Source organism: Mesorhizobium sp. M7A.F.Ca.MR.245.00.0.0 (genome assembly GCF_003997415.1).
GTDB lineage: Bacteria > Pseudomonadota > Alphaproteobacteria > Rhizobiales > Rhizobiaceae > Mesorhizobium.
Map to the genome: position 1 here is coordinate 47,008 of NZ_RZTE01000014.1, position 24,901 is coordinate 71,908.

The 24,901-nt window shown below is 61.0% G+C and carries 24 protein-coding genes and 1 pseudogene; 7 read left to right on the forward strand and 18 right to left on the reverse strand.

Features of this window, described 5'->3' with window-relative positions; genetic code table 11:
* The first annotated feature begins 235 nt into the window (after positions 1-235).
* Together EOB80_RS35320 and EOB80_RS35325 are read left to right on the forward strand one after the other, a co-directional pair.
* Complete coding sequence (locus EOB80_RS35320) at positions 236-616, forward strand: shikimate kinase (protein WP_245463526.1); 381 nt, start codon at positions 236-238, stop codon at positions 614-616.
* A complete protein-coding gene (locus EOB80_RS35325; RefSeq protein ID WP_245463530.1) occupies positions 585-1,046 on the forward strand; it encodes a hypothetical protein in 462 nt (153 codons plus the stop codon). The genes EOB80_RS35320 and EOB80_RS35325 overlap by 32 nt, the downstream gene beginning before the upstream one ends.
* Before the next feature lie 751 nt (positions 1,047-1,797).
* Here EOB80_RS35325 and EOB80_RS16405 read toward each other — a convergent pair.
* The 6 genes from EOB80_RS16405 to EOB80_RS16430 all read right to left on the reverse strand — a co-directional run bounded on the left by EOB80_RS16405 (position 1,798) and on the right by EOB80_RS16430 (position 7,411).
* On the reverse strand, positions 1,798-2,400 hold the full coding sequence (locus EOB80_RS16405; protein WP_127328595.1) for a DUF3011 domain-containing protein: 603 nt from the start codon (positions 2,398-2,400) through the stop codon (positions 1,798-1,800).
* 71 nt (positions 2,401-2,471) lie between these two features.
* Positions 2,472-2,906, reverse strand: coding sequence for a hypothetical protein (locus EOB80_RS16410; RefSeq protein WP_127328596.1), 435 nt, complete (start codon positions 2,904-2,906; stop codon positions 2,472-2,474).
* Positions 2,907-3,313: 407 nt separating this feature from the next.
* The gene (locus tag EOB80_RS16415; RefSeq protein ID WP_245466364.1) at positions 3,314-3,829 is read right to left on the reverse strand and encodes a L,D-transpeptidase; all 516 of its coding nucleotides are present in this window, start codon (positions 3,827-3,829) and stop codon (positions 3,314-3,316) included.
* A 199-nt stretch (positions 3,830-4,028) separates the two neighbouring features.
* The gene (locus tag EOB80_RS16420) at positions 4,029-4,874 is read right to left on the reverse strand and encodes a DUF6065 family protein (protein ID WP_348629524.1); all 846 of its coding nucleotides are present in this window, start codon (positions 4,872-4,874) and stop codon (positions 4,029-4,031) included.
* Between the two features lie 41 nt (positions 4,875-4,915).
* Positions 4,916-6,415, reverse strand: a complete 1,500-nt coding sequence (locus tag EOB80_RS34800) for a collagen-like protein (RefSeq protein WP_127328598.1) — start codon at positions 6,413-6,415, stop codon at positions 4,916-4,918.
* 282 nt (positions 6,416-6,697) lie between these two features.
* The gene (locus tag EOB80_RS16430; RefSeq protein WP_127328599.1) at positions 6,698-7,411 is read right to left on the reverse strand and encodes a response regulator transcription factor; all 714 of its coding nucleotides are present in this window, start codon (positions 7,409-7,411) and stop codon (positions 6,698-6,700) included.
* Between the two features lie 11 nt (positions 7,412-7,422).
* On the opposite strand from EOB80_RS16430, the gene EOB80_RS16435 reads away from it, so the two are divergent.
* Positions 7,423-9,504 carry a sensor histidine kinase gene (locus EOB80_RS16435; RefSeq protein WP_127328600.1) on the forward strand — a complete coding sequence of 694 codons (2,082 nt, stop codon included), beginning with the start codon at positions 7,423-7,425 and terminating at the stop codon, positions 9,502-9,504.
* A gap of 337 nt (positions 9,505-9,841) precedes the next feature.
* On the forward strand, positions 9,842-10,219 hold the full coding sequence (locus EOB80_RS16440) for a hypothetical protein (protein WP_164762630.1): 378 nt from the start codon (positions 9,842-9,844) through the stop codon (positions 10,217-10,219).
* A 5-nt stretch (positions 10,220-10,224) separates the two neighbouring features.
* On the opposite strand, the gene EOB80_RS16445 is transcribed toward EOB80_RS16440, so the two are convergent.
* Both EOB80_RS16445 and EOB80_RS16450 read right to left on the reverse strand, forming a co-directional pair.
* Positions 10,225-10,824 (reverse strand): NADPH-dependent F420 reductase, encoded by a 600-nt coding sequence (locus EOB80_RS16445; RefSeq protein WP_127328601.1) that lies wholly within the window; start codon positions 10,822-10,824, stop codon positions 10,225-10,227.
* A gap of 63 nt (positions 10,825-10,887) precedes the next feature.
* Positions 10,888-11,622 (reverse strand): SDR family oxidoreductase, encoded by a 735-nt coding sequence (locus EOB80_RS16450; protein WP_127328602.1) that lies wholly within the window; start codon positions 11,620-11,622, stop codon positions 10,888-10,890.
* 274 nt (positions 11,623-11,896) lie between these two features.
* Between EOB80_RS16450 and EOB80_RS16455 the strand changes: the two genes are divergently transcribed.
* Positions 11,897-12,793, forward strand: a complete 897-nt coding sequence (locus EOB80_RS16455) for a LysR family transcriptional regulator (RefSeq protein ID WP_127328603.1) — start codon at positions 11,897-11,899, stop codon at positions 12,791-12,793.
* Between the two features lie 25 nt (positions 12,794-12,818).
* Positions 12,819-13,043, forward strand: coding sequence for a hypothetical protein (locus EOB80_RS16460; RefSeq protein ID WP_127328604.1), 225 nt, complete (start codon positions 12,819-12,821; stop codon positions 13,041-13,043).
* 7 nt (positions 13,044-13,050) lie between these two features.
* Here the strand turns inward: EOB80_RS16460 and recQ are convergent, their stop codons facing one another.
* On the reverse strand, positions 13,051-14,892 hold the full coding sequence (gene recQ / locus EOB80_RS16465) for a DNA helicase RecQ (protein ID WP_127328605.1): 1,842 nt from the start codon (positions 14,890-14,892) through the stop codon (positions 13,051-13,053).
* The gene (locus tag EOB80_RS16470; protein WP_245466365.1) at positions 14,892-15,914 is read right to left on the reverse strand and encodes a sulfotransferase; all 1,023 of its coding nucleotides are present in this window, start codon (positions 15,912-15,914) and stop codon (positions 14,892-14,894) included. The genes recQ and EOB80_RS16470 overlap by 1 nt, the downstream gene beginning before the upstream one ends.
* A gap of 34 nt (positions 15,915-15,948) precedes the next feature.
* On the opposite strand from EOB80_RS16470, the pseudogene EOB80_RS16475 reads away from it, so the two are divergent.
* Positions 15,949-17,369 (forward strand): annotated as a pseudogene (locus tag EOB80_RS16475) (coniferyl aldehyde dehydrogenase).
* A gap of 190 nt (positions 17,370-17,559) precedes the next feature.
* Here the strand turns inward: EOB80_RS16475 and EOB80_RS16480 are convergent.
* The 8 genes from EOB80_RS16480 to uxaC all read right to left on the reverse strand — a co-directional run bounded on the left by EOB80_RS16480 (position 17,560) and on the right by uxaC (position 24,763).
* Positions 17,560-17,895 (reverse strand): cupin domain-containing protein, encoded by a 336-nt coding sequence (locus tag EOB80_RS16480; protein ID WP_127328606.1) that lies wholly within the window; start codon positions 17,893-17,895, stop codon positions 17,560-17,562.
* A 112-nt stretch (positions 17,896-18,007) separates the two neighbouring features.
* A complete protein-coding gene (gene kduD / locus EOB80_RS16485; RefSeq protein ID WP_127328607.1) occupies positions 18,008-18,766 on the reverse strand; it encodes a 2-dehydro-3-deoxy-D-gluconate 5-dehydrogenase KduD in 759 nt (252 codons plus the stop codon).
* Positions 18,763-19,614 (reverse strand): 5-dehydro-4-deoxy-D-glucuronate isomerase, encoded by an 852-nt coding sequence (gene kduI / locus EOB80_RS16490; protein WP_127270496.1) that lies wholly within the window; start codon positions 19,612-19,614, stop codon positions 18,763-18,765. The genes kduD and kduI overlap by 4 nt, the downstream gene beginning before the upstream one ends.
* 22 nt (positions 19,615-19,636) lie before the next feature.
* Positions 19,637-20,413 carry a FadR/GntR family transcriptional regulator gene (locus EOB80_RS16495; RefSeq protein ID WP_127269375.1) on the reverse strand — a complete coding sequence of 259 codons (777 nt, stop codon included), beginning with the start codon at positions 20,411-20,413 and terminating at the stop codon, positions 19,637-19,639.
* Positions 20,414-20,420: 7 nt separating this feature from the next.
* On the reverse strand, positions 20,421-21,701 hold the full coding sequence (locus EOB80_RS16500; protein ID WP_127328608.1) for a TRAP transporter large permease: 1,281 nt from the start codon (positions 21,699-21,701) through the stop codon (positions 20,421-20,423).
* Between the two features lie 4 nt (positions 21,702-21,705).
* Positions 21,706-22,236 (reverse strand): TRAP transporter small permease, encoded by a 531-nt coding sequence (locus tag EOB80_RS16505; RefSeq protein WP_127328653.1) that lies wholly within the window; start codon positions 22,234-22,236, stop codon positions 21,706-21,708.
* Positions 22,237-22,336: 100 nt separating this feature from the next.
* Positions 22,337-23,314, reverse strand: coding sequence for a TRAP transporter substrate-binding protein (locus tag EOB80_RS16510; protein WP_127328609.1), 978 nt, complete (start codon positions 23,312-23,314; stop codon positions 22,337-22,339).
* A 36-nt stretch (positions 23,315-23,350) separates the two neighbouring features.
* Positions 23,351-24,763, reverse strand: coding sequence for a glucuronate isomerase (uxaC, locus tag EOB80_RS16515; protein WP_164762632.1), 1,413 nt, complete (start codon positions 24,761-24,763; stop codon positions 23,351-23,353).
* Positions 24,764-24,901: the final 138 nt, after the last annotated feature.

The window sequence follows — 24,901 nt, forward strand, 5'->3', positions numbered from 1 at the left end:
AGTTCCCTACGCCGGCCAGTTATCGGGCCGAGCTCGCGCACCGCGCGCAGAGCGAATGCGAGCTAGTCCCCATTCCCCGTGGTGCTGGGAGATATTACACTGGGACTCGTCAGGAGAAAGCAGGTCGAGGGCGGCAGGGACCTCCAGGTCGCCCATCGTCGCAAGACAACAGATTGCGGTCGCTCGCTCGCCGCAAGCCGGCGAGATCCTCGCGGCCCTCGGTACGCGGCCGGTCGTGCTCGTCGGCATGCCGGCGAGCGGCAAGTCGACCATCGGCGCCCAGCTTGCCAAGGAGTTGGGGGTGGAGTTTGTCGACATCGATAAGCATATCGTCGCCGATCACGGCAATCTGATGGAGATGTTCGCCGACCCTGGCCGTGGCGAGGCGCACTTCAGGGACCTGGAGACCAAAGAGCTCGCCAAGCAGCTGGAGAGAGGCCCCATCGTCATCGCAACCGGCGGCGGCTGCTTTGGCAAGGAGTCCAATCAAGCCCTGATTCTTAATAAGGCGAGGTCGATCTGGCTCGACACCCGAGCTGAAAGAGCTCCGCAGGCGCCTCGAGAGGGACACCAGCCGGCCGCTGCTGCAAGGCGCCGACATCGAGCAGAAGGTTGACCAGCTGTACGAAGAGCGCAGTCCGTTCTACCAAAAGGCCGATATCAGGTTGCCCCTCGTCCCGCCCTTTCAAAAAGACAAGAAGGACGCCCGCATTTGCGTGAAGGAACTCTACGCTTTCCTGTGCAGCGACAGAGAAGCCGCTCTGCCCGCTGCCGAGATATCACATGTCTCCGGTGCTTCCGGCACCGCCACCAGCATGTCCCCAACAGCTCAGCGCATGCACGATGATCATCACAACGGCTACGATTGCGGGGGCGGCGTCGTGGAAACCATCCAGGCGCCGGCGGCACTATTGAGTGAAAGGGAACGGCCGCCGCTCCTCGACACCCTCACCGCCGACCCGCAGCCTTTGCTGGCCGGCAATAACGCACGAGCGAATTTAGCGTCTTCCACGAGAAGCAGGGAACGCTCAAGTCGAGGACGATAGCTTAGGCGTCGCAGGTTTGGTGCAGGGTGCGGGTTCGCACCGAATGCTAATAAAAGTGGGAAACGCATGCATAAGTCGTGAGAAGCCTGATGGCCGAGTTGATCCGGCCTGGATGACACAAACGTACAAAGACGAACCGCCGGTGCCGGGTCGCGCGCCAAATCCTGGTGATCGACCGGAAAGGATCAGCTCCGAGTCTAAACGGCATCGTCAACTTAATGAAGCGCGGATACTATGACAGAGTGACCCAATCCACCGCCGCGCCATTGCGTCGGTTTCGACAGATAAGATGGATTGGGCAGGCGAGCTCAAAAGAGCGATTGTAAATCGCAGTTGTAGCAGTGTAACAAACTGCGTAACAAAAAGCGCGAAAAGATTAGCATTTTCAGCAGGATAGGCGTGAAACCGAATCCCTCCCTCTCCGCCATCAATTTCCCGTAACAGACTGATTCGAAACGAATTTTCTGGATAGCGGCTCTCTTTTGGTACATTCTTGGTACAAAGAGGCTTCCGCACAAGCCCCCATGTATCGACGGCATAAGAACCTCGATTTTATCGTCTCAGCCGCCGCCACGATGGAGGAGGAGATAGAGAACATGTTCGGCTGCCTCCACCGCTTCGAGGAGAAACCAAGGAGCAGGTGAACGAAGTCTGCCGTGGTGATGCCAGGATGAAGATCAAGATTGATGCTGCGGGAAAGATTTAAGAGCTCCGCTTTGACAATCGTGACCGGCTTCCTTCGTCCTTCAATTCACTCCGCGTCAGGATTGTCGACAAGGCAGCCTGCACCATGGCATCCTTGGTAGTTGCCATGCACATCAAAGTTTGGCTCTCCCTGCCTGTCAAATTGCGGTCGGGTATCGATTGCCTGGTCCGGATTGTCGACTTTGCATCCGATGCCATGACAACCATTGTAGCTGCTATCGGAGCGGTAGTTACTCGTCGTGTGCCGTCGATTGTGATGATCGTCCGCCATCCCCTCGATCAGAGCGCCGAGAATAGCTCCGCCAACCACCGCGCCGACGTCATGACCGCGATGGTCATACATGCGGGCATTGGGATCAAAGCTGTCGCCACGTCCATGGTGGTAGCCGCCGACATCGGCGAAAATTCCGGAGCAGCCTTGCGCGACCCAAATATATTTGCTGCGTGGATTGTAGCCCCAGGTCCGGTTCAAAATACAAGGACTTCCGGAAGTCTGATGAATGAGTTGCGGCTTGCTCAGCGGGCCCGCCCAGCATTCGCCATACTGATAGTGCCTCGATTGGCATTCGACGGTCGATTGCGCGCGGGCATCAGAGATCATCCACGATGAGCCGAGCGCGAGCAAAGCAATGAACAGGTAACGTAGCATGTGAACCCTCCGGAGTGGTCAACGATCGGTTGCGTCGGTATCATCGAAAATGGAATTTCTTCCGCCAGGTGTCAGTCGTTGATCGCGGTGATCTTGATGGTGTTGCCGTCTCCGACGCCGGAGAACCAGACCTCGCCATCACCGATTGAGACGCCTTGCCAATTGGCGAACAGCGTCGGATAGGTCTGCTTGAGGACGGTCTGTTTGACCTTGGCGGTAACGATCTTGTCGTAATCCATCACGAAATGCGCGGCGTCGTTTATCTTGATCGCCTTGCCGCCGATCCGGGCGCGGAAGGGATAATCGATCATCGACGCGACGGTCTGCTTGTCACCGGCACTGACAGCCTTCTGCAGCTTGTCGAAGAACTGCTGATAGGTTGTGTGACTGCCGAACAGCGCGTCAAGGGCCTGGTTTGTTTCAGCGGCGGTCTGCGCTGCCGCTGGACCCGCAACGGCGGTACTCAATAGCGCGGCGGAAACCAGCATGAATAGAGAGTGCCTCATCATAGGTCCTTTCACTCGGTGCGTTCAATTGCCAACCCATCAGCCTGGATTTGTCCTTCGGACGTTCGCGCCCTGACTGATGCCGACGGCGAACGGGAAGACGAACGGCATGCCGTCACTGACGTGAACTGACATATAGACGCGTCCATTGAATTTTTTTATTTAAGTACACGCAAAAGGTGTAAAAAAGAATACCTAAACGTCGATTATGACGGACAGAGATGACGGTTAAGGTATCCAAAACCTTATTCGCGAGTGCTATCGATACGAGCAGCGACGCCTATGTCTTAAATTCTCCCTCTATGACGCAATATGGATAGAAGTAGAAATCTGCCGTCACCTGTGCCACCGGCGTGGGTATGGTCCAACGGCATCCGACAGCAAGCGTTGGCCTGTGCCTGTTCGCTTCACTTCACGATGACCTTTGCTCCCTTCGGCACCAGACTGTAGAGTTCGATCACATCCTCGTTGAGCATGCGAATGCACCCTGAGGACGCTTCAGTTCCTATGGTCCAGGGCTCTGAGGTGCCGTGGATACGATAAAGCGTATCCACGCCGTTCTTGTACAGATAGAGAGCTCGCGCGCCGAGCGGATTGTGCGTGCCGGGCCTGATCATGCGCGGCAGGTCGGGCGACTGGTTACGCATGTCGTCAGTCGGATGCCATGCGGGCCACTCCGCTTTGCGCCCTACGCTGGCAATGCCCGACCAACTGTAACCGCTAGCCCCGACGGCGATACCATAGCGCCGCGCCGTCCCATTGAGGCGGTATAGATAGAGGAACCTCTGCCGTGTATCGATCAACACCGTACCGGCAGGCAAGCGTTCCGGGGGCGTCACATCGACAGGCAGAAAGCGTTGGTCAAACTTGCTGCGATCGACGATGAAGACCTCATGCGGCTCCCTCGCGTAAGCGGCTTTCACGCGAACTAACTCTGTAGCCGTATTCGGGCTACCTTTTCCATCCGCCAGGCAACCGACAAGGAGCGCCGCCAGCGCCAATACAAAGCCCGACCGCACGAACTGGCGGATGCATTCCGGTCTTTCGTCTCTGCTCGAAACCGACCCGTTAATCGAACGGCCAAATGCTAGCGATCCAACTGGAGGAATGCGCACAGGCCGCTTACTCTTGGCTAGCTTCATCTACTGGCGAATTTTTTTCCTGGGCCCGCAACTGGTCGATGTGGATCGGCCGCTTCAGAGTTCGCTTTACTCGGTGAGTGTCATCCGCGACCGATTTCCCCGTCGGCGAAACACCCTGCAGATAGTGCTTCTGCCACTTCATCTCCTTGGTAAGCTCGTCGTTCATCTGCAGCCCGGCCGAAAACCGTCGACGTTCGCTATTCCAAACCTTATGTTCTTTATGGAACTCAGGATCGTCCTCCATCGGACGAATGACCGGCTGCACCTGCTCGATAGCGACACTTGGCATCATGGTGATGAAACAGAAAGGCTCGCCCTTGGCAAAAGTGACAGACCCAGGGCGGGTGAAGCGCCAATTCATGGTGAAACTGAACGGCAGCCAGTTGGTTTCCACCAAGCCGTCCAGGGGCGCGATTCCGTCCTTCATCCGGTTGGGGGAGCCGCGAGCCCACACCATCCAGCCCGGCTCGGTGCGAAACACGTAACCCGGATGAAAGGTTACTATGCCGTGCCCGAAGGTCGAGCTGATGAATCGGTGCGTGACGTTCGGTTCGTTTACATGGAAGGCGATGTCTTTTGTGGTGTTGTATCCGTTCCAAGTAACAGTCACATTTATGGGGTTCAACAATTCCCATCCGCTGGCATTGGCGATTGAAAGCGGCGTGCAGCGGTAGGCGAAATGCTGGTCGGTCGCATCCATCCAATCTCGCGTCCCCTCCGCGGCGACAAGCTCAGGCGGGTTCGGAGCCTGGATCATACAGTCAAGACGCGGGCCGGTCATACTCTCCGCTATCCTCAAACGATTCGATTCTAAGTTGCTGATCATGCCGCCAAACCGTAGCGGCATGACCAGGACAGAAGGGGGTACTATGGACCTGCCGGTCCGGTAGGTCCCTCCGGTCCCACAGGCCCCTCCGGTCCGGCAGGTCCAGCAGGTCCGGCAGGCCCAGTGGGTCCCTCCGCGCCGGGCGCGCCGGGAGGTCCAGACGCGCCGGCATCGCCGGGCGCTCCAGGTAGCCCATCCTTTCCGGGCAGTCCGACAGGCCCAGCAGGTCCGCCAGGTCCCTCCGCGCCGGGCGCGCCGGGAGGTCCAGACGCGCCGGTATCGCCGGGCGCTCCAGGTGTCCCGTCCGATCCGGGCAGTCCGACAGGCCCAGCGGGTCCAGCAGGCCCCCCCGCGCCGGGCACTCCAGGCGTACCTGCCTCGCCGGGTGCGCCAGGCGCCCCCGGCTGTCCCCAAACATTGGTGGAAGGCGTCGGCAAGTTGCCAACGTCTTTTACGATGTGCGATGGAAGGAAGTCGCCACGATCACGCTGAATCAAGGAACGACCTGGCTTGTCGGCATAATAATCGTTCTGACCATCCGTGACCGCGCACTCGAAATTCTGGTCCGGATCCTTGCAGAAAACTGTCTTCGGGGCGCTTCGATCGCCATTGGTGCCGAAGTGGAATCTCAAACCGGCCATCGCAGAAAAATCGCCGCTTGAGGAGACGTCGCTGTTCGTCAGATCGAAGCTGAAATCACTGTAGATAGAAGTCGCTATCCCGCTTCCGAACTCGGTCAGGTACTCGGCGCCGCCAACAAGTTGCGTTCTACCACCAAAGGCGTCGCGATGACGCAGGCCGCCATTAACCTTGAAGTTATCCGTAGGATAGTACCCGACCCTGCCTTCGGCGAACGGGCTGACGTCCTCTTCAAGTGAGTTCCATTCTATACCGGCAAGTCCCTCAAGCGTGACCCGGCCCAGATAGTACTGGCCTTCAACGCCGAGCTTGCCTTCGACATAGCCGTTTTCAAGAACTCCACCATCATCGTAACCACCTCCGCCGTGAAGGTAGCTTCCATACAGACCCAGCGCCCCAACTTTCGGATCACGACGGAACAGATGCGCGGCGGCACCTGTGAAGTTACTGTTTGGCGTCACGCCACCAATCGCATCGACCTGGAAGCCGTATTTTTCACCGAGCGGGAGCGCCACGGAACCGTCGGTAAAGGCATACGGGTCGTGACCATTGGTTCCCGCGCCGAATCCGACACGCACGTTGGGCGCAGCAACGGCACGAGTGTCGGATTGCGGACTTGACAGGTACATGCGCCTCTCAACCGAGGATAGCGCAGCCATCTCGCGACTCTGGGCCACCGAACCCCTCAGGGTGGCCAGTTCTCCTTTAACCTGGGCAGTCTCGGCGTAGGCGGCCTCAAGTTTGCGCGCCATCTGCTTCTGATTTCGCTGCAGGTCCAAAATCATCTGATAGAGTTGTTCGTTGCTTGGCGCCCCCGCTAGCGCGGGGGTAATCCCGACATAGATGGATGCGAACGTTAGAATAGAACAACTGGCAAATAAAACTCTCTTATGCTGCCGCATCCCGCACCCCTTCTGCGCACCGCCGCCCTCGTTATCTACCTCGCCACGCGCACGACACATTCCTGTTCGATTGCGCATAGAATGCGAACTATCTAACGAATGCGGATTTATCCAATCCTTTCCTTGAAGTAATTAATCTCGTGATTCCTCACAATCGCAGTAACTGTCATATCATTACACTTACTGTCAGTCGTTTGAGGATGCTCCTCGAATTCCTCCCTGTCCTCTCCCAAATTGATGAGATCGGCAATCTTCTCTCTGGACAGGGTCCGCACGATCATTCTAATCGGTGAAGGCGAAGCCTGACCCTCGAATTGCGTGCAAGGGGAGAAGCATGTCGGATTTCTTGGCTCTTCGACGCAGCCGGCTCACGATGGTGTCCAGGTGGGCATAGTTGAAGTCATAGATGTCTGCGCCCATGGCTTCGACGACCGAACGGCGATCGACGGTCTTGCCACGCTCACTGAACAAGCGTTCCAAAAAGTGCCGTTCCGAGGTGGTCAAGCGAAGGCGATGGCCCATGCCGTCGGTAAGCACCCAGCCGCCTTCCTCCAAGGCCCATCGTGGGGCCGGAGACGACGAAGGGGCGCGGCGCCTGTTGAGACGTTCATTGAGCGCCATCACCGTGGCAGCAAGCTCCCGAACATCAATGGGTTTGACGAGGTAAGCGTCAGCGCCCGCTTCAAGACCATTGAGCCGGTCGTCGATGGAACTCCGGGCCGTCGCCATGACGATCCCGACCGATTGCAAGGCCCGCAAATGGGTAGCTATGGAAAGGCCGTCTTCGCCCTCCAGGCCAATGTCGAGAATGACGATTTCAGCCGGCTTGGCGGCACAGGCTCGGTAGAGGGCGGCAGCGTTGTGGAATCCATGTACGTTCAGGCCCAATCTGGATAGTCCGAAGACCATCTCCTCGCGGAAATCCCTGTCGTCATCGACAAGATAAACAAGGGGGGAGATCACGACATCGCCCTGCTTGTAGCCTTCTCCGATCATCTACGGACCCCATGCAGCAATCTGATACCATTCGATTTCATTTATTTGCCGCATTGTCTATATTGTTTGTGTGTATTGTGCCGCAAACGTTATGGGCGCTTCCGCTGAAACCGACGGACGGCCTCAAGGCTCCGGTTTCACTCAGCGGTCACCTCGCAATCTTTCATGATCCCACCGGCGCGCTCACGTTCAATGATATCGTTTCCAAGCGCTCCAACATCCAGTTCGAACCCATCCCTTCGATGCTCACGCAGGGCTATCAAAAGGGCGCAATCTGGGCCCGGTTCTCCCTGTCTGCCTCAACGGCTCCAAGGCAATGGCTGCTGCAGGTAGAACGGCCCTTGATCGAACACATCACGCTGTATGTCTCTGACGGGGCGGGAGGCTATTCGGTCTTGCCCCCCGGCCGACTCAACCTAGGGGATGGAGCAGACGCCGACGCATATCCGGCCGTCTTCCCAATCTCCGTGCCGTCCACCCGAACCGATTATTACATCCGACTCCAATCGTCGACCTCGATCACCACTTCGCTGAACCTTTGGCAGAGTCAAGGCTATGAAGAGTATCGCCGATCCGACGATTGGATCATGGGCATGGTGGTTGGCGCGATTTTCGTCATGATATTCACCAATTTTCTATATGCCGTATGGCTCAGGGATTCTCTATATCTTCTATACATAGCGGTTATTATAGAATCTGGGCTAATAAGTCTCTTCCACATGGGATATGCATCTGAAGTTCTGAGGTCTATGGAGCCGAAAACCGTACATCTAGTGTGGGGCATTATCGTTTGTTTATACAGTATAGTCATGATGTTATTTTTGGCTAGACTATTTGAATTTCACCGCCATCTGATCTGGGCGTGGCGCGTCTCCCAGGGCGTTGTACTGCTCAATGGTATCGCCTTGGCTTTTGCGATTGCGGGACGCTACGGCGACGTCGGGTTTTTCGTATCGCGACTGCAGCAGCTGTCTCTCATCTTCATTTCGCTGCTGGTGCTCTATCTGCTCATTGTGCGGCGACGGTATCAATATCTGCTGTCGGCGATTGCATTTTTGGGCGTAATCTCTGTCCTGCTGGTGATGCAGATGATGTATACTGGGGCCAACCCGTTCCAGCTGGACGGCTCTTTGTCCAGATTCTTGGCCGGCGGGACCGTGATTCACCTGGCGTTGCTCAGCGCAGCCGTCGCGAAGAGAACGCGGCTTGCCGAGCGCAGCTTGAGCGAGGAGAAGGACCGCGTCATCGCAGTGTCGCGGTTGGCCGAGCAGGAGCTGACTATCAAGGTGCGCGAAAGGACCGCTGAGCTTGGGGAAAGAAACGCCTCGCTCAAGGTGGAAGTGGATCGACGTCACCTGCTTGAACTCAAGCTCAGGCAGGCTCTGGACACCGCCAACGATGCTTTGGCTCAGCAGCGGGACTTTGTGGCCTTGGTATCGCATGAGTTTCGCGGCCCCTTGGCCGTCATCTCTGCCGCCGCCGACAATCTGTCATCTTCTGCGGGTGAAAGCGCCGACAATATCAAATTGCGCACCACAAGGATCCGCCAGACCGTCAAAAGGATGTCATCGCTGATTGAAAACGTCCTAGCCTTCGACCGGCTCAATGGTGGGCAGAAAACTCTTCCCACGATCAAGATGTTCGACCTGAATGAGGTTTTGCACGCCGCCGAAGCGGGGTTGGATGATGCTGCGGCCGGACGTGTTAGCTTCACTCACGGCGACGAAGTGATTGTGAAAGGTGACCGCAACCTGCTGGAGATTGTAATACAAAATCTGATCCAGAACGCCCTGAAATACTCATCGGTGACCAGCTCTGTGACGATCCGGCTGTCGACTGAGCAGGGCGTGGCGTTTGTACACGTGGTGGATCAGGGCTCTGGCGTAGCGCCCGACGACCACGAGTTCATATTCATGAGGTACTATCGCGCCGCGGGCCAATTGGTAAACGGCTCCGGTTTAGGGCTCTACATTTCACGCGAGATCGCCCGGCAGCACGGCGGCGGTCTCATACTGGCCGCCAGCGACATCAACGGGTCGACATTCCGCCTCTCACTGCCCGTCGAGGGGAACTGGCCTGCCCCTGAAAAGTGACCCTCCCTGACGTATGGCTTTTGGGCCGAACCAGGACTGAAGAAATGGCCGGAAAGAGACACAGTTGCGGCCGCTCATTGTTTACCGTTAACCTCCGGTAAACCTTGCGGATCTGGTAGAGAGGCGGCGGAAGAGCCGCCCGACCCAGGACACTCTGGCCTTCGCGGAGGCCGTAAAGCTTGGGCGAGGGGCGGGTCCATTCGGCATCTCCGCACATGGCTGTCCGCAAGCGCAGCCAGCCGCTGTGAATTTGCCAGCCGGTTTAGCCCAAATGGGGGAAGAGGCCCGGCCCAAGATCTCGTAATGGTTGGTTCGCCCAGCCAGTTAGGAGACCACTATGCGCAAAGCCTCTCTCGCCATCACAGTCGCCGGCACGGCCTTCTTCGGTCTTTCCACTGTCGCATCGGCATGCGTGTCGATGGACGGCAACTTCGTCGTAAACAACTGCAATTATCGCGTCATGGGAAATTACAAGGGCTCGGATGGCAGTTGGGGTGGCTTCGGACCCATCCGCGCGGGCGGTCGTGAGGTAACTTCCAAAAGACGCGATGCCGGCTGGGACATCAGCTATTGCAACTACGATTCATGGGTGGCAGGCACCTGTCGGCCGAAGGATCCCAGGCAGATGTTAGCCGCTTTCAAGCGCGTCACTTTGCGCGCTCGGCTGACGATGTGGCCGGCGTCGAACACCGGCCACTCTGACAGCGCACGGTAAATCCGTTATTGCTCCTTCTTGAACAGATCCTGGAAGATCAGCTGGCCCCAAGTGCGGCCGCGTGCGTGCACCAGTGCGCCGCCCTCGTTGAGCTTCCCCAGCTTGACCGGTGCGAACCCGAGTTGTTTGGCTAAGGCCGCCACGGGAGCAATCGCGTCCTCGTCGTCACCAGACAGAAAGACGACCCGGTGGCCGCCCTCGACGATCGGATCGGCAGCCAGGGTGGCCGCAATCAGGTGATTGAAGCCTTTGACGAGCTTGGCGCCGGTGAACGCCTTTGCGACGAAGGCGGAGGACGGCAGACCGTCCAGTTCTTCGGGGACTGGAAACACGTTCGTCGCGTCGATGATCGTCTTGCCTTCCCAGCTTGACAGCGCCTTCGCGACATCTGGGTGCGATTCAAAGCGGACAGCCAAAAAGATGATGTCCGCCTTGACCGCGTCCGCCAGCGTTTTCGGGATGATCGTGGGTCCGATCGCGGCCGCGGCTGATGCAAAGCTTTCCGGGTCGCGCGTGGTTGCCACGGACACTTCGATGCCGTTGCGTGCAAACGCCTTGGCAAGAGCCTGGCCGATCTTGCCGAAGCCGATAATTGCATAGCTCATGTATATTCTCCTTCAGTTTACCAGGCCCTGCGGGCTCGGGAATGAACGGCGGGGCGTAGCGGGTCAGATTTGCGCCAAGCCCCCGTCGACGGCGACCTCGCTGGCGGTCATGAAGCTGCTGTCGGGCGACGCGAGAAACGCAGCCGCCGCCCCGATCTCCGCTGGATCGGCCATCCGCTGAAGCGGATTCATCGAGGCGAAGACCTTCAAGCCCTCCTCGCCTATCGCTGCCTTCGCGAGTTCGGTCGCCGTCGGCCCGGGCGACAGCACGTTTACCCGGATGCCGGTGCCTTTCAAGTCTTCCGCCCAGGTCCGCGCGAGGTTGCGCACGGCCGCCTTGCTCGCGCTATAGACGCTGAATGCGGGCGCGCCCGTGGTGCCGGCGCTCGATCCGGTCAGGATAATCGAACCGCCCTCGCCCATCAGCGGCAGCGCCTTCTGGACCGTGAAGATCGTACCCTTCACATTGGTCTTGAAGGTTTCGTCAATATGCTCGGCGGTGAGCTTGCCGAGCGGAAGCAGGCTTCCCACCCCGGCGTTGGCGAAGATGATGTCGAGGCTTCCGCGCTCGGCCTTCACCGCCGCGTAGAGTCGGTCGAGGTCGTTCTCATCCGAGACCGAGCCCTTCACCGCGCGGGCGTTGGGCCCGAGGTCCGCCACGGCGGCGTCGAGCGCTTCCTGCCGGCGGCCGAAGATGAAGACGAAGGCGCCCTCCTCGATGAAGCGCTTCGCTGCGGCGCGGCCGATGCCGGTGGCGCCACCCGTAATAACCGCAACCTTACCGTCCAGTTTTCCCATGACTCAATCCTTCCAGCTTCTGTCTTTGCTCGTTCGGGTACGCCCCGAGGACCTCTAGATGGGCCCGTCGGGGTCAGGTGGTGAGTGCGGAAGCGCGCACATCGGTGGTGCAAAATCGATCCGCTTCAGGACTGACACCAGCCGCGACGATCCGTGTCCGCCGTTCGGAATTGCGCCGCCCCGTCGACATAAGCCATGATGTCCCGCCCCTACTGCTGTAGGATGTGCTAGATACGGGCTTTGGAAGGCGCACCGCGCGGTGCCGGATTGCACCATGATCGACTGGGATGACGTTCGCCACTTTCTAGCCGTCGCACGCGGAGGCTCTGTGCGGGCTGCCGGCGCGCAGCTCGGGGTGAATCACTCGACCGTGCTGCGACGCATCGCACAGCTTGAGGAACGCCTCGGGGCGCAAATGTTCGAAAAGCTGCCTTCGGGCTACCGCCTGACGGCTGCGGGCGAGGAGGTCCTCGAGCTCGCGAACCAGATGGAAGCGTCGTCTCACCAGCTGGAGACGCGCGTCTTCGGGCGCGACCAGAGCGTGCGCGGGCTTCTGCGGGTGACGCTGGCACCGCCCCTCGCGACACACCTGCTCATGCCGGACTTCGCCGACTTCGCGCGTCTGCACCCGGACATCGAGATGGAAATCTTGTCGTCCGGCGAACTGGCAAATCTGACCAACCGAGAGGCCGACGTGGCGATCCGCGTCGTCTACGACCGCAAAACCCTGCCGCTCAATCTTCACGGCCTGAAGGGACCGGAGGTGTTCGGCGGCGTCTACATGTCCCGCGATCGCCTGGCCGCGTGGCGGGCGGGCGCGCCTGATCCCATCCGGTGGATCGTCATAAGCGTTCATGGAATTCCAGAGTGGGCCGGCGCGGGTGAAGTTCGCACCACGGGGGTTCCATTCAGGACCACGGACGCCGAGGCGCAGATCGTTGCCGTACGGCAAGGTCTCGGGATCACGACACTGCCGTGCTTCGTCGGAGATGCCGACCCTCTGCTGGCGAGGGTGCCGGGCACCGACCTGCACATGTACGGAACGCTCTGGCTTCTCACCCAGGGTGAGACACGCAAGACCAAGCGCGTGCGGCTCTTCACGGAGTTCATATCCCGCAGGCTCGCCGCCTACGCTCCGCTTCTCACGGGACTATCCATATCGCGCGACTGACGCCCAGCGGTCGACGCTGCGGTGAATGAGCGGACAGCAGCACCTATTGCGGTTGCAGATGCTCAGCCATGAAGTCGATGAACGCCTCGGTCTCAACCTGATCTGTCGACTGGCCGGCCAGAGAACATTGAACTGCTCGGTCTCGGCGGAGCATGGCGATGTAGGAATGGGCGGCGACGGAACAGAAGCTCTCGGAACGGATGCCTTCTCCGAAGATCCCTATGCTTCAGAGCGCGTGACCAGTCGCTGATCTGACCTCAGGCCGAGCCATCGGATTGGTGCGCGGCAATCGCACTCAGAAAAACTTGGCCGAACTCCTTCAGCTTTGCCGCCCCAACTCCATTCACTTCAGCGAAGGCGTCGAGGTCGTGCGGGCGGCGCTCGGCCATGTCGATCAGGGTGCGATCGGAAAACACCACATAGGCCGGCACCTGGCGCTCCTTGGCGAGCCGCAGTCGCAAGGTCTTCAGCGCGGCCAGCAGCCCGGTGTCCACATCCGATTGCCCGAAATCCTGCCCGGAGCGCGTCTTGCCGCGCAAGGCGCGGCTGCGCACCTCGACGCGATAATGGAACGGCATCTCGCCACGGCCAAGCGCATGGCCTTTTTCGGCGATGGCGAGGCCGCCATGACCGGCCGGATCCGGCATCAGGAACCCGCCGGCGACGAGCTGCCGGATCAGCGACAGCCAGAAATCCTTCTTGTGCGCCAGACCGCTGCCGAAACTCGTGAGCCTCTGCTGGTTCCTGGCAAGCACCTTCTCGGTTTCATGGCCGAGCAGGATGTCGATGACATGGCCGGCACCGAAGCGTTCGCCGCTCTGCGCGATGGCTGCCAGGATGATCCGCGCCTCCGCTCCGCCATCGGCGCGCGGCGCCTGATCGAGGCAGGTGTCGCAATTGCCGCAAGGCTGCGCGTCCTCGCCGAAATAGCCGAGCAGCACCTGGCGGCGGCACTGCGCCGTCTCGCAATAGCCGATCAGCATGTCGAGCCGGCCATGTGAGCGCCTCTTGTGCTCGGCCGGCGCATCTTCATCGTCGATGAACATCCGGCGCATGCGGATATCGCCAAGGCCGAACAGCATATGTGCCTCGGCGTCCCGCCCATCGCGGCCGGCGCGGCCGATCTCCTGGTAGTAGGCCTCCAGGCTGCCCGGCATGTCGGTGTGGAAGACATAAGCGACGTCAGGCTTGTCGATGCCCATGCCGAAAGCGATGGTCGCCACCATGACGACGCCTGAAAGGGTCATGAAGCTGTTCTGGTTGGCGTCACGCGCCTCCTTGCTCATGCCGGCATGATAGGCGAGCGCGGTGACGCCGTTCTTCTCGAGGAACGCCGCCATCTCCTCCGTCTTCTTGCGCGACAGGCAGTAGACGATGCCGCTGCGGCCGGGATGGCGCTCGACGAAGCGCAGCAATTGCCGCTTGCTGTCCTGCTTGGCCTCGATGGCAAGCTTGATGTTCGGCCGGTCGAAGCCCAGCACCAGGGTCTCGACGCGCTCGGCAAACAGCCGGGCTTCGATATCGGTGCGCGTGCCTTCGTCCGCCGTTGCCGTCAGCGCGATGATCGGCACGTTGGGAAAGATGCCGCGCAGCCGCGACAGGTCCTCGTATTCGCGCCGGAACGCCGGCCCCCATTGCGAGATGCAATGCGCCTCGTCGACGGCGATCAGGCTGACATCGAGCCTGGCCAGCGCCTCGAGCATCCGCTCGGTCATCAGCCGCTCCGGCGCGAGATAGAGCAGGCGCGTCTGGCCTGAGGCGACGCGACGCCATGCGGCGATATTGGCATCGCGGTCGATCGAGGAATTGATCGTATCGGCAGCCACGCCGGCAAGCCGCAAGGCGGCGACCTGATCCTGCATCAGCGCCACCAACGGCGAAACGACAATGGTGAGCCCGCCCAGGACAAGTGCCGGGACCTGGTAGCAGAGCGATTTGCCCGCACCTGTCGGCATGACGGCCAGCACATGACGCCCGGCCAGCAGCGCATCCATGACATCGGCCTGGCCGGGGCGGAAATCATCGAAGCCGAACACGTCCTTCAGCACGCGCCGCTTGGGATCTCGCTCGTCTGTCGCGAGGGCCGCCGGTGCCTGCATCACCGCGCGTCCACGGTCGGCGTGCTCATTGGCATGTCATAGCCGAACTCGGCGCAGAAACGCTGGACGCGGACGAGAAATGCCGAGGGCAGGCCGCCGAGATAAGTCCTGAATTCTTCATTCCTTTCCCATTTTCTCAACGAAACCAACCGGATCGGATTATCCGGATCCTCGCTGAAGCGAATGCGCGGTGTCAGTCCGAACGACTGCGCGATTTTGTCCTGCTGCGCATCGGGCGCGCCGATCATGTCTTCGTAGCGGACAATGAGTATCTGCCGGTGCGGTTGTGCCTTCTTCAGCCGGGTCAGCGCGTCGTATTCGGCCAGCCAGCGATGCGGCGTGACGTGGAACCGACGCTCGTTGCGTGTTTGCGGATGCGAACTTGTCAGCGTGTCGAACGGATGGCGCACGCAATAGATCAAGCCGATGGAGGGAGGGAGCTTCGCCAGATGCGCAAAACCGCGCGCATCGCGCTTGACGACGAGGTTCGATTCCGGCCGGTCCAACATGTCCAGCATTGTGTATCGCGCTTCGGGTGGATGGACGAAAATGTCCTCGAAACACCTCATCAGCCGCTGTGTCAGCGTCGTCCCGCTGCGAGCGCAACCCGAAATGAAAATTCTGTTGGCGGGCGCCGCGCGTGCGTATGTGCGTTTTTGCATGCGCTGTTTCAGAGACAGCGGCACCAACCGCAGAAACTCCCGCACAACCCTTCGCGCAGCCGCTCCAAACGCAGCCTCAAGCCTGTGAGCGCCCTTCATCCGCAATTCCGCTGGGCCGCCCGGCACGAAACGCGCCGCCTGGGGTCCATGGCCAAGATACTCGTCGCCGATATCAGCATCAGGCAGACACCGGACTGGAATTCCTGGATGGGAGAGGATGGGAAATCGGTCAAAACGACTCTCTGCATGGGCACCATGCCTTAGCGCAGCTGTCATCGTGCCACAACAGGAACAGGTCGCCCGCAGCCTGCGCCTTCCCTGGCGACACCTGCACTCGCGCTGGATTCCTTTACCCAGCAATGTAAGCTCGGCTCCGCTAGCCAGGGAGGATGCGATGCTGCAGACCAGACAGGATGTTCTCGGCGAGCGGTTCCACCTGCAGCGCGCCGCCTTCGAGGCGCAGCCTTTCCGCAACTTTGGCATCCGCAAGGACCGCCTGAAACGCCTGCTGGCGCTGACCGAGCGGCATGAAGCCGACATCTGCACCGCCATCGACACCGACTTCGGTGGCCGTTCCGCGCATGAGACGCGTCTTGCGGAACTGTTCGTCGTGCGTGCCGGCATCCGCCACGCGCTGTCGCATCTCAGGGGCTGGATGCGCGAACGCCGCATTGCCACCACCATGCCGTTCCTGCCGGGCAGAAATCGCCTCATTCCACAGCCGCTCGGCGTGGTCGGCATCGTGTCGCCCTGGAATTATCCTTTCCAGCTCGCTGTCGCGCCGGTCACGGCGGCACTCGCGGCCGGCAATCGCGTGCTTATAAAACCTTCCGAATTGACGCCGGCATTCTCAGTGCTGCTGGCCAAACTCGTTGCCGAGCATTTCGCACCCGATGAGCTCAGCGTCATCACCGGCGATGCCGAGATGGGAAAGGCCTTCGTGTCGATGCCTTTCGATCATTTGCTGTTCACCGGCTCGACCGCGGTCGGACGCCAGGTCGCGATCGCCGCGGCCGCCAACCTGACCCCGGTCACGCTCGAACTCGGCGGCAAGTCGCCGGCAATCTTCGATCCGTCCTGCGATCTCGATGCGGCGGTATCCAGCATTGCCTTGGCAAGCTCTTGAATGCCGGGCAGACCTGCATCGCGCCGGATTATCTGCTGGTGCCGAAGGGGCAGGCAGGCACGGTCGCTGTCAAGCTCGCAACGGCGATCGCGAAGCTCTACCCGACCTTGCGCGACAACCCCGATTATACCGCCATCATCAGCGACCGGCACCACCAGCGCCTGCGCGACATGATCACTGAAGCGCGTGACGCAGGCGCCGATGTCACCGAAATCAACCCGGCCGGCGAAGAGCTGGGTGCCAAAAGCCGGAAGCTGCTGCCGACCCTGGTCCGCAACGCCGGCGCAAACCTGCGGCTGATGCGCGAGGAGATTTTTGGGCCGGTGCTGCCCATCGTAGAATACACCGGGATCGACGAGGCGATTGCCCATGTGAACGGAGCGGAGCGCCCGCTGGCGCTCTACTGGTTCGGCCGCGACAGCGGCAATCGTCAACGCATCCTGCACGAGACTATTGCCGGCGGTGTCACCATCAACGACTGCATGCTGCATCTGGTACAGGAAAACCAGCCTTTCGGCGGGGTCGGCGCCAGCGGCATGGGCGCCTATCACGGCGAGTGGGGATTTCGGACGTTCAGCAAGGAGAAGCCGGTTTTCACACAGTCGCGGCTGAGCGCCGGAGCCTTGTTGCGCCCGCCCTACGGCAAGACGTTCGAGCGGCTCTTCAGCCTCCTGCGTCACATCACCTGATCGAGCGAGCGCAGCCTCCGGTTCGTCGTGCCATGCAGCGCCGGCGCATTAAGACTATCTTCACCACGGTGCGGCAGGGTCCTCATCCTGCGGTGATGTCTTGAGTACCGCGGCGCCACAAGCGCCCAGGCAACAGACCCGCGCCTCTTTCTGGGGTGCGGGTCATTCCCGCTCGATCTCTTACCCTTGGCTAGCCGAGGAAATCGGCCCGGTGCGGCGTGAAGCTGTCGACCAGCCGCCCTGCTTCCAGCGCCTTGACGCCGTGCACCAGACCGGACGGCACGATGAAGCTGCCGCCGGTCTCGATGGTTTCGGTCCTACCGTCGATGGTCACCTCGAAGCGGCCTTCGGCGACGTAGCTTGCCTGGACATGCGGGTGCGAATGCAGGGCGCCGACGCCACCCTTGTCGAAGCCGAATTCGACCAGCATCAACTCATCGGTGTGCAGGAGGACGCGCCGCCTGTTGCCGTCCAACGTTGTCGTCCAGGCGCCCTCGCCGGCTTGCGCGAAAATCTTTGCGGTCATTGTTGTCTCCTCAGAGCAATTCCAGGAAAAGTGTGAAACGGTTTTCCGTCCGGAATTGCGTTAAAACAATGAGATAGCGCGGTTCAGCGTTTCCGCGAAACGATGAACCTCGCTAGCGCGCCAGCCAGCCGCCATCCACCGGCACCACCGCTCCATGCATGTAGTTCGACGCTGGCGCCAGCAGGAAGACGGCAGCGTCGCCAATGTCGCCCGCCTCGCCCCAGCGGCCGGCCGGGATACGCGCCAGGATGGCGGCGCTGCGGTCGGGATCGGCGCGCAGCGCCTGCGTGTTGTTGGTCTCGATATAGCCCGGCGCGATGGCGTTGACGTTGATGCCTTTTTGCGCCCATTCGCAGGCGAGCAGACGCGTGATGCCGAGCACACCGTGCTTCGAGGCAGTGTAGGACGCAACGCGGATGCCACCCTGGAAACTCAGCACGGAGGCAATGTTGACGATCTTGCCTTTCCGCTCAGCGGCCAAGGCACGCCTTGCAAAGCTTTGGCAGAGCAAAAAAACCGTTTTCAGATTGACGTCCATGACGTCGTCCCAATCGGCCTCGCTGAGATCGACGGCATCGGCGCGGCGGATGATGCCGGCATTGTTGACCAGCCCGTCGAGCGGACCGCTTTCGTCCCAGATCCGGTCGTGCAACGGGCCGGCCGCCGAAATGTCGGCAAGGTCGGCGCTGACCGCCTCGAATTGCCCTCCCAGCGCGGCGACCTTGTCTGCCGTATCGTCCATCGACGAGCGGCCGACGCCGACCACCGCGCCCCCGGCGCGTGCGATCGATACGGCGATGCCCTGGCCGATGCCGGTGTTGGCGCCGGTGACCAGGATACGTTTTCCGGCAAGGCTGAAGGGGTCGCTCACCGCAGATCGCTCAACGCCACCGGGTCGACATCGGTATAGTCGACATTGTCGCCGGCCATCGCCCAGATGAAAGCATAATTGGAAGTGCCGGCGCCCGAATGGATCGACCAGCCCGGCGACAGCACCGCTTCCTCGTTGCCCATGACGATATGGCGCGTCTCGTCCGGCTCGCCCATGAAGTGGAAGACGCGTGCCGTCTCCGCCAGGTCGAAATAGAGATAGGCCTCCATGCGCCGGTCATGCACATGGCACGGCATGGTGTTCCACACCGAGCCCGGCGCCAGCTGAGTCATGCCGACCACCAGCTGGCAGGTCTTCACGCCGTCGGCATGGATGAACTGGAAGATCGAACGCTCGTTGCAGGTGTCCTTGCTGCCGAGATCGAGGCGCTTGGCGTCGCCGATGCGGATCAGCCGGCTGGGCCAGGCCTGATGCGCCGGCGCGCTGAGCAGATAGAATTTGGCCGGCGCATCTGCATCGGCCGACGCGAACGACACATCAGCGATGCCCATGCCGAGATAGAGCATGTCGCGCGCCTGCAATTCGAAGGACTGGCCGCCGGCCTTGATGACGCCTGCACCGCCGATGTTGACGGCGATCAGCTCGCGACGGTCGAGAAAGTTCTTGGTGCCGGTCGGCTTGATCGTTTCCAGTTGAAGCGCGGCGTCCGTCGGCACGGCGCCGCCGACGATCATGCGGTCGTAATGTGTGTAGGTCAGGCTGATGCGGCCGGGCTGGAACAGGCCGTCAATGTGAAAGTTGTGGCGCAGCTCATCGGTTCCCATCGCCGCGGCGGCGACCGGGTCGATGGCAAAGCGGGATGTATAGTCGGTGTGGCTCTGGTTCATTTCAATCCTGACTTGAGATGGGTCATTCGCCGGCGGCGGCCTTGACCGAACTGGAATAAAAAGCCTGACGCGCATGCAGGCGTTCGCGGTAACGCTGCTGGCTGGCGGTGAGGTGCGCGCGCATCGCCTCTCGCGCGGCCTCGGCATCGCCAGAGGTAATGGCGTTGAGGATCACCAGGTGCTCGCGCTGCAGTCCGCGCTGGTAGCTATCGGATTGCGCCAATTCGGTCGACCAGGGCGAAGTCACGTCGCACGGGATGGCGCGCCGGCCGAGCACGTCGAGCATCTCGACATAGAATGGGTTGCTGGTGGCGCTGGCGATCGCGCGATGGAAGGCGAGGTCGGCCGGACCGGTCGGCTCGCTGGCAAGCAGCAGCCGCTCGAATTCGAAGAAGGCTTCCTGGATCGCCGCCTCCTGCGCGGCATTGCGGCGGACGGCGGCGATCCCGGCCGATTCAATCTCGATCGCCAGCCGCACTTCGAGCACGTTGAGCGCGATCGAATCCTTGCTGCCCATGTCGGCGGCAAGCGCGCCGAACATTGTCGAGATGTGCTCTGTGACGAAGACGCCGGCGCCCTGGCGCGGTTCGACCAGCCCGTCGGCGGCAAGCTTGGCCAGCGCCTCGCGGATGACGGTGCGGCTGACGCCGAAGGTTTCGGTCAGTTGGCCTTCGGTCGGTAATTTATGGCCGGGCAGGATCTCACCCGCCTGCAACTGCTTACGGATCGTCGTGACCACTGTCTCCGACAATTTGGGTTTTCTCTCGACCCTGAGGTCGGTCGCGGTGTCCGATGCCATGTCGCCCCTATTTGAAGATGCTCGGTAGCCAGAGCGAAATGGCCGGAATGTAAGTGACGAGCCCCAGTACCACGAGCCCGGCCCCATAGAACGGCCAGATCGAGCGCATCGCTTCCCAGACGGATATCTTGCCCACTGCGCACGCCACGAACTGCACAGCGCCCACCGGCGGCGTATTCAGCCCGATGCCGAAGTTGAGGATCATGATAACGCCAAAATGTACCGGGTCGACGCCGTAGGCTTGCGCCACGGGCAGGAAGATCGGCGTGCAGATGATGATCGTCGGCCCCATGTCCATGAAGGTGCCGAGGAACAGCATCAAGACGTTGAGCAGGAGAAGCACGACCAGCGGATCGTCCGAGATTGCGTTCATGGAGGCTATGAGCGCTGCCGGCACTTTCAGGAAGGCCATCAACCACGAGAACGCCGCCGCCATGCCGATGATGAGCAGCACCATGGCCGTGGTGCGCACGGCACCATGGGTGGCATGAACGAAACCTTCCCAAGTCATCTGCCGGTAAACGAAGACAGTAACGAGCAACGCATAGATGACCGCGACGCAGGAACTCTCGGTCGCCGTGAAAACACCCGATCGTACGCCACCGAAGATGATCGCGATCAGCAGCAGGCCGGGCACCGCGACAGCGAAGAGATGCGCGACGGCGGTGAAGCCCGGAAACGGCTCGGTCGGATAGCCGCGGGAGCGCGCCACGAAATAGGCGGTGATCATCAGCGACAGGGCCAACAGCAGGCCCGGAATGATGCCGGCCGTGAACAGGTCGGCGATGGAGATCTTTCCACCTGCCGAGATCGAGTAGATGATCATGTTGTGCGACGGCGGCAGGAGCAGCGCGATCAGCGCTGCCATCGACGTGACGTTGACGGCGTAATCCGCTCCATATCCACGCGCTTTCATCTGCGGGATCATCAAGCCGCCGACCGCCGCCGCCTCGGCCACCGCGGAGCCCGAAATGCCGCCGAACAGTGTAGCGGTCGCAATGTTGACCTGCCCGAGGCCACCGCGCAAATGGCCAACGAGCGAGCCGGCGAAGGCAACGATCTTGCTGGCGATGCCGCCGCGCACCATCAAGTCGCCGGCATAGATGAAGAAGGGAATGGCCAGCAGCGAAAAGACGCTCATGCCGGAATTCAGGCGCTGGAACACGATGAGCGGCGGCAGGCCCATATAGAGGACGGTGGCAAAGCTTGCGACGCCGAGGCAGAAAGCAATCGGCGTGCCGATAAGCATCAGAAGGGTGAAGACGCCGAAGAGGATCCAGAGTTCCATGCCGTCAGACCTTCACGTTCGCCGTGTCGAGTTCGGCTGCGACTTCCGCCGGTGGCAGTTCATCGAGCACATCGTCGATCGGCGCACCGGAGAGGCGAAGCACGATGCGCTCCAGCGTGAAGAGCACGACGAGCACGCCTCCCGCGACCAGCGGGACGTAGTCCCAGCCCCCCGATATGCCGAGCGACGGCAAGGTAGCGCCCCAGGTCAATGCGACCAGTTGGCTACCATACCAGATCATACCGATGCCGAAGGCGAGCGCGACGAGGTCCGAGATCATCCGCAGCCAACGCTTGCCGCCTTTGGGCAGCACGTAGAGCAGGACGTCGAAGCCGAGGTGATAGTTCTCGCGCACGCCGACGGCAGCGCCGAGGAAGATGAACCAGCTCATCAGCATCACCGAGCCCTGCTCGGTCCAGCTTGGCGAGCGGTTCAGGACATAACGACCGAACACCTGCCAGGCGACGAAGGCGGTCATCAGCACCAGCCCGATGCCTGCGACCCATAGCGCCGCTGTGCTGACGCGCGACATCATGCGCGCGACGCCGGACAGGGGCGGCCTGTGTTCTGGGCTGGAGTTCACCGGTTCTCTCCGCAAGAGGATGGCGGCGCGGAATGCCCGCGCCGTCGCTTGATCACTGCACGGCCTTGATGGCTTCGACCATGGCCTTCAGCTTGTCGTCCTTGACGTGCTTCTCGTAGACCGGACCCATGGCGTCGATGAAGGGCTGCTTGTCCGGCGTCGTGATCTGCGAACCGGCCGCCTCGACCTTGGCGCGCGATTCCTTGACCTTGGCGGTCCACAGCTCGCGCTGCCTGGCGACGCTCTCCTTGGCGGCCGCCTTGAAGATCGCCTGATCCTCCGGCGTCAGCTTGTCCCAGCTCGACTTCGCCATGACGAAGGCTTCCGGCACCATAGTGTGCTCGTCGAGCGAATAGAACTTGGCGACTTCCGCATGCTTGGCGGTGTCGTAGCTCGGAAAATTGTTTTCCGCGCCGTCAATGACCCCGGTCTCGATCGCCGAATACACCTCGCCATACGGCATCGGCGTCGCGTTGGCGCCGAGTGCCGCCACCATGTCGACGAAGATGTCGGACTGGATGACGCGGAACTTCATGCCGGACAGATCGGCTAATGAGTTGATCGGTTTCTTCGAATTGTAGAAGGAGCGCGCGCCGCTGTCGTAAAAGGCGAGCAGCACCAGCCCGACCTGTTCGAACGCCGCCGCGATCTGGTCGCCGACCGCCCCGTCCATGACCTTGTGCATATGGTCTTCCGAGCGGAAGATGTAGGGCAGCGAGGGCACCGTGGTTTCGGGAATGAGCCCGTTGAACGGCGCCATCGAGATGCGGTTGAGGTCGATCACGCCGGTGCGCACCTGCTCGATCGTGTCCTTTTCTTCGCCGAGCTGCGCGGAATGATAGAGCTCGACCGCATAGCGGCCGGCCGTACGCTCCTTTACAAGCTCGCCGAAATATTTGACTGCCTCGACCGTCGGATAGCCGTCCGGGTGGGTGTCGGACGAGCGCAGAACCGTCTGGGCGCTTGCCGTTCCGGCCATAAGTGCGGCGGCGAGCAGCGCAGCTCCCGTCAGTCTTGAAAAATGCAACATGGTTTCCTCCCTTTGCATTGCGGGCGAGTTGCCCCTTCAGAGCCGATACGCCTTTTTCGCCAGCGTATAGGTCAGTTCCCGTGCCAACTCATGCGCCTCGTCCTCGCGCAGCCGATGCTCGGCGACGAGACGCGCCAGGAACGCGGAGTCGACTCGCCGCGCCACATCGTGACGCGCCGGGATCGACGGAAAGGCACGGGTGTCGTCGTTGAAACCGACGGTGTTGTAGAAGCCGGCCGTCTCGGTGGTCATCTCGCGGAAGCGCCGCATGCCTTCCGGGCTGTCGTGGAACCACCATGCCGGCCCGAGCTTCAGCGCCGGGTAGACACCGGCCAGCGGCGCCAGCTCGCGCGCATAACTGGTCTCGTCGAGCGTAAACAGGATGACGGTGAGGTCGCGCTCCAGCCCGACGCAGTCGAGCAGCGGCTTCAGCGCCGTCACATAGTCGGTCCGGGTCGGGATATCGAAACCCTTGTCGCGGCCGAAATTCTGGAAGATCGCGGGCGAATGGTTGCGCCAGGAGCCGGGATGGATCTGCAGGACCAGTCCATCGTCGAGGCTCATCTTGGCCATCTCGGTCAGCATCTGGGCGCGGAACAGTTTTCGCTCGCGCTCATCGTCGGAACCACGGCGAATCCGATTGAACAGCTCTTGCGCCGCCGCATCCGAAAGATTGGCGGTCTCGGCCGTCGGATGGCCATGATCCGACGAAGTCGCGCCGAAGCTTTTGAAGAAGGCACGCCGCTGGCGATGCGCATCGAGATAGCCGGCCCAATTGCCGGTGTCGCAGCCGGTGATCTCACCGAGCCGGTCGAGATTGGTTGAAAACCCTTCGAAATCGGGGTCGACGACCGCGTCCGGCCGATAGGCGGTGATAACGCGGCCCTGCCAGCCGCTGTCGCGGATCATCTGGTGCCATTTGAGATCGTCGAGCGCGCCTTCCGTGGTCGCGATAACCTCGATGTTGAACCGCTCGAACAGCGCGCGCGGGCGAAAATTCTCCCACTGCAGCAGCGTCGCGATGGTGTCGTAGTGGCGGTCGGCGGTCGCCGCGGTCAGCGGTTCGTCGATGCCGAACAGATCGGCGAGCACATGATCGAACCACAGCCGGGTCGGCGTGCCGCGAAACAGATGATAATGCTCGGCAAAAAGCCGCCAGATCGCCCTGCCGTCGGTCTCGACCGGCGCGCCATTGAGCGTCGCCACGCCGAGATCCTCGAGGCGGACGCCTTGGCTGAACAGCATGCGGAAGATGTAGTGATCCGGGACGATGAGCAGTTGCGCCGGATCCGGGAATGGCTCGTTCAGCGCATACCAGCGCGGATCGGTGTGACCATGCGGGCTGACAAGGGGCAGGTCCTTGATCCCGGCATAGAGATCACGGGCAATCGCGCGCGAATGCGCCTCGGCGGGAAACAGCAGATCCGCATGGGTCAGTGCCACGATCATCCTCCCAAGGCCACTATCGGTAGGGGCGGCAAGAATTAATGTCAACATACAAAAACTAGATTGTTGTATGATGACTTTTCGGCCCATTGTGTGGCAGGAAATCGAATGTTACGCCGCTTTGCCGATCCCTGCCGAGGC

Coding starts and splice junctions, on each gene's coding strand:
- EOB80_RS16435 (WP_127328600.1), top strand. CDS start 7,423: ATGCAGCAATCTGATACCATTCGATTTCATTTATTTGCCGCATTGTCT.
- EOB80_RS16445 (WP_127328601.1), bottom strand. CDS start 10,824: ATGAGCTATGCAATTATCGGCTTCGGCAAGATCGGCCAGGCTCTTGCC.
- EOB80_RS16455 (WP_127328603.1), top strand. CDS start 11,897: ATGATCGACTGGGATGACGTTCGCCACTTTCTAGCCGTCGCACGCGGA.
- EOB80_RS16505 (WP_127328653.1), bottom strand. CDS start 22,236: ATGATGTCGCGCGTCAGCACAGCGGCGCTATGGGTCGCAGGCATCGGG.
- EOB80_RS34800 (WP_127328598.1), bottom strand. CDS start 6,415: ATGCGGCAGCATAAGAGAGTTTTATTTGCCAGTTGTTCTATTCTAACG.
- EOB80_RS16420 (WP_348629524.1), bottom strand. CDS start 4,874: ATGATCAGCAACTTAGAATCGAATCGTTTGAGGATAGCGGAGAGTATG.
- EOB80_RS16410 (WP_127328596.1), bottom strand. CDS start 2,906: ATGAGGCACTCTCTATTCATGCTGGTTTCCGCCGCGCTATTGAGTACC.
- EOB80_RS16450 (WP_127328602.1), bottom strand. CDS start 11,622: ATGGGAAAACTGGACGGTAAGGTTGCGGTTATTACGGGTGGCGCCACC.
- kduI (WP_127270496.1), bottom strand. CDS start 19,614: ATGAACCAGAGCCACACCGACTATACATCCCGCTTTGCCATCGACCCG.
- EOB80_RS16500 (WP_127328608.1), bottom strand. CDS start 21,701: ATGGAACTCTGGATCCTCTTCGGCGTCTTCACCCTTCTGATGCTTATC.
- recQ (WP_127328605.1), bottom strand. CDS start 14,892: ATGCAGGCACCGGCGGCCCTCGCGACAGACGAGCGAGATCCCAAGCGG.
- EOB80_RS16460 (WP_127328604.1), top strand. CDS start 12,819: ATGAGCGGACAGCAGCACCTATTGCGGTTGCAGATGCTCAGCCATGAA.
- EOB80_RS16405 (WP_127328595.1), bottom strand. CDS start 2,400: ATGCTACGTTACCTGTTCATTGCTTTGCTCGCGCTCGGCTCATCGTGG.
- uxaC (WP_164762632.1), bottom strand. CDS start 24,763: ATGATCGTGGCACTGACCCATGCGGATCTGCTGTTTCCCGCCGAGGCG.
- EOB80_RS16440 (WP_164762630.1), top strand. CDS start 9,842: ATGCGCAAAGCCTCTCTCGCCATCACAGTCGCCGGCACGGCCTTCTTC.
- EOB80_RS16510 (WP_127328609.1), bottom strand. CDS start 23,314: ATGTTGCATTTTTCAAGACTGACGGGAGCTGCGCTGCTCGCCGCCGCA.
- EOB80_RS16480 (WP_127328606.1), bottom strand. CDS start 17,895: ATGACCGCAAAGATTTTCGCGCAAGCCGGCGAGGGCGCCTGGACGACA.
- EOB80_RS16430 (WP_127328599.1), bottom strand. CDS start 7,411: ATGATCGGAGAAGGCTACAAGCAGGGCGATGTCGTGATCTCCCCCCTT.
- EOB80_RS16495 (WP_127269375.1), bottom strand. CDS start 20,413: ATGGCATCGGACACCGCGACCGACCTCAGGGTCGAGAGAAAACCCAAA.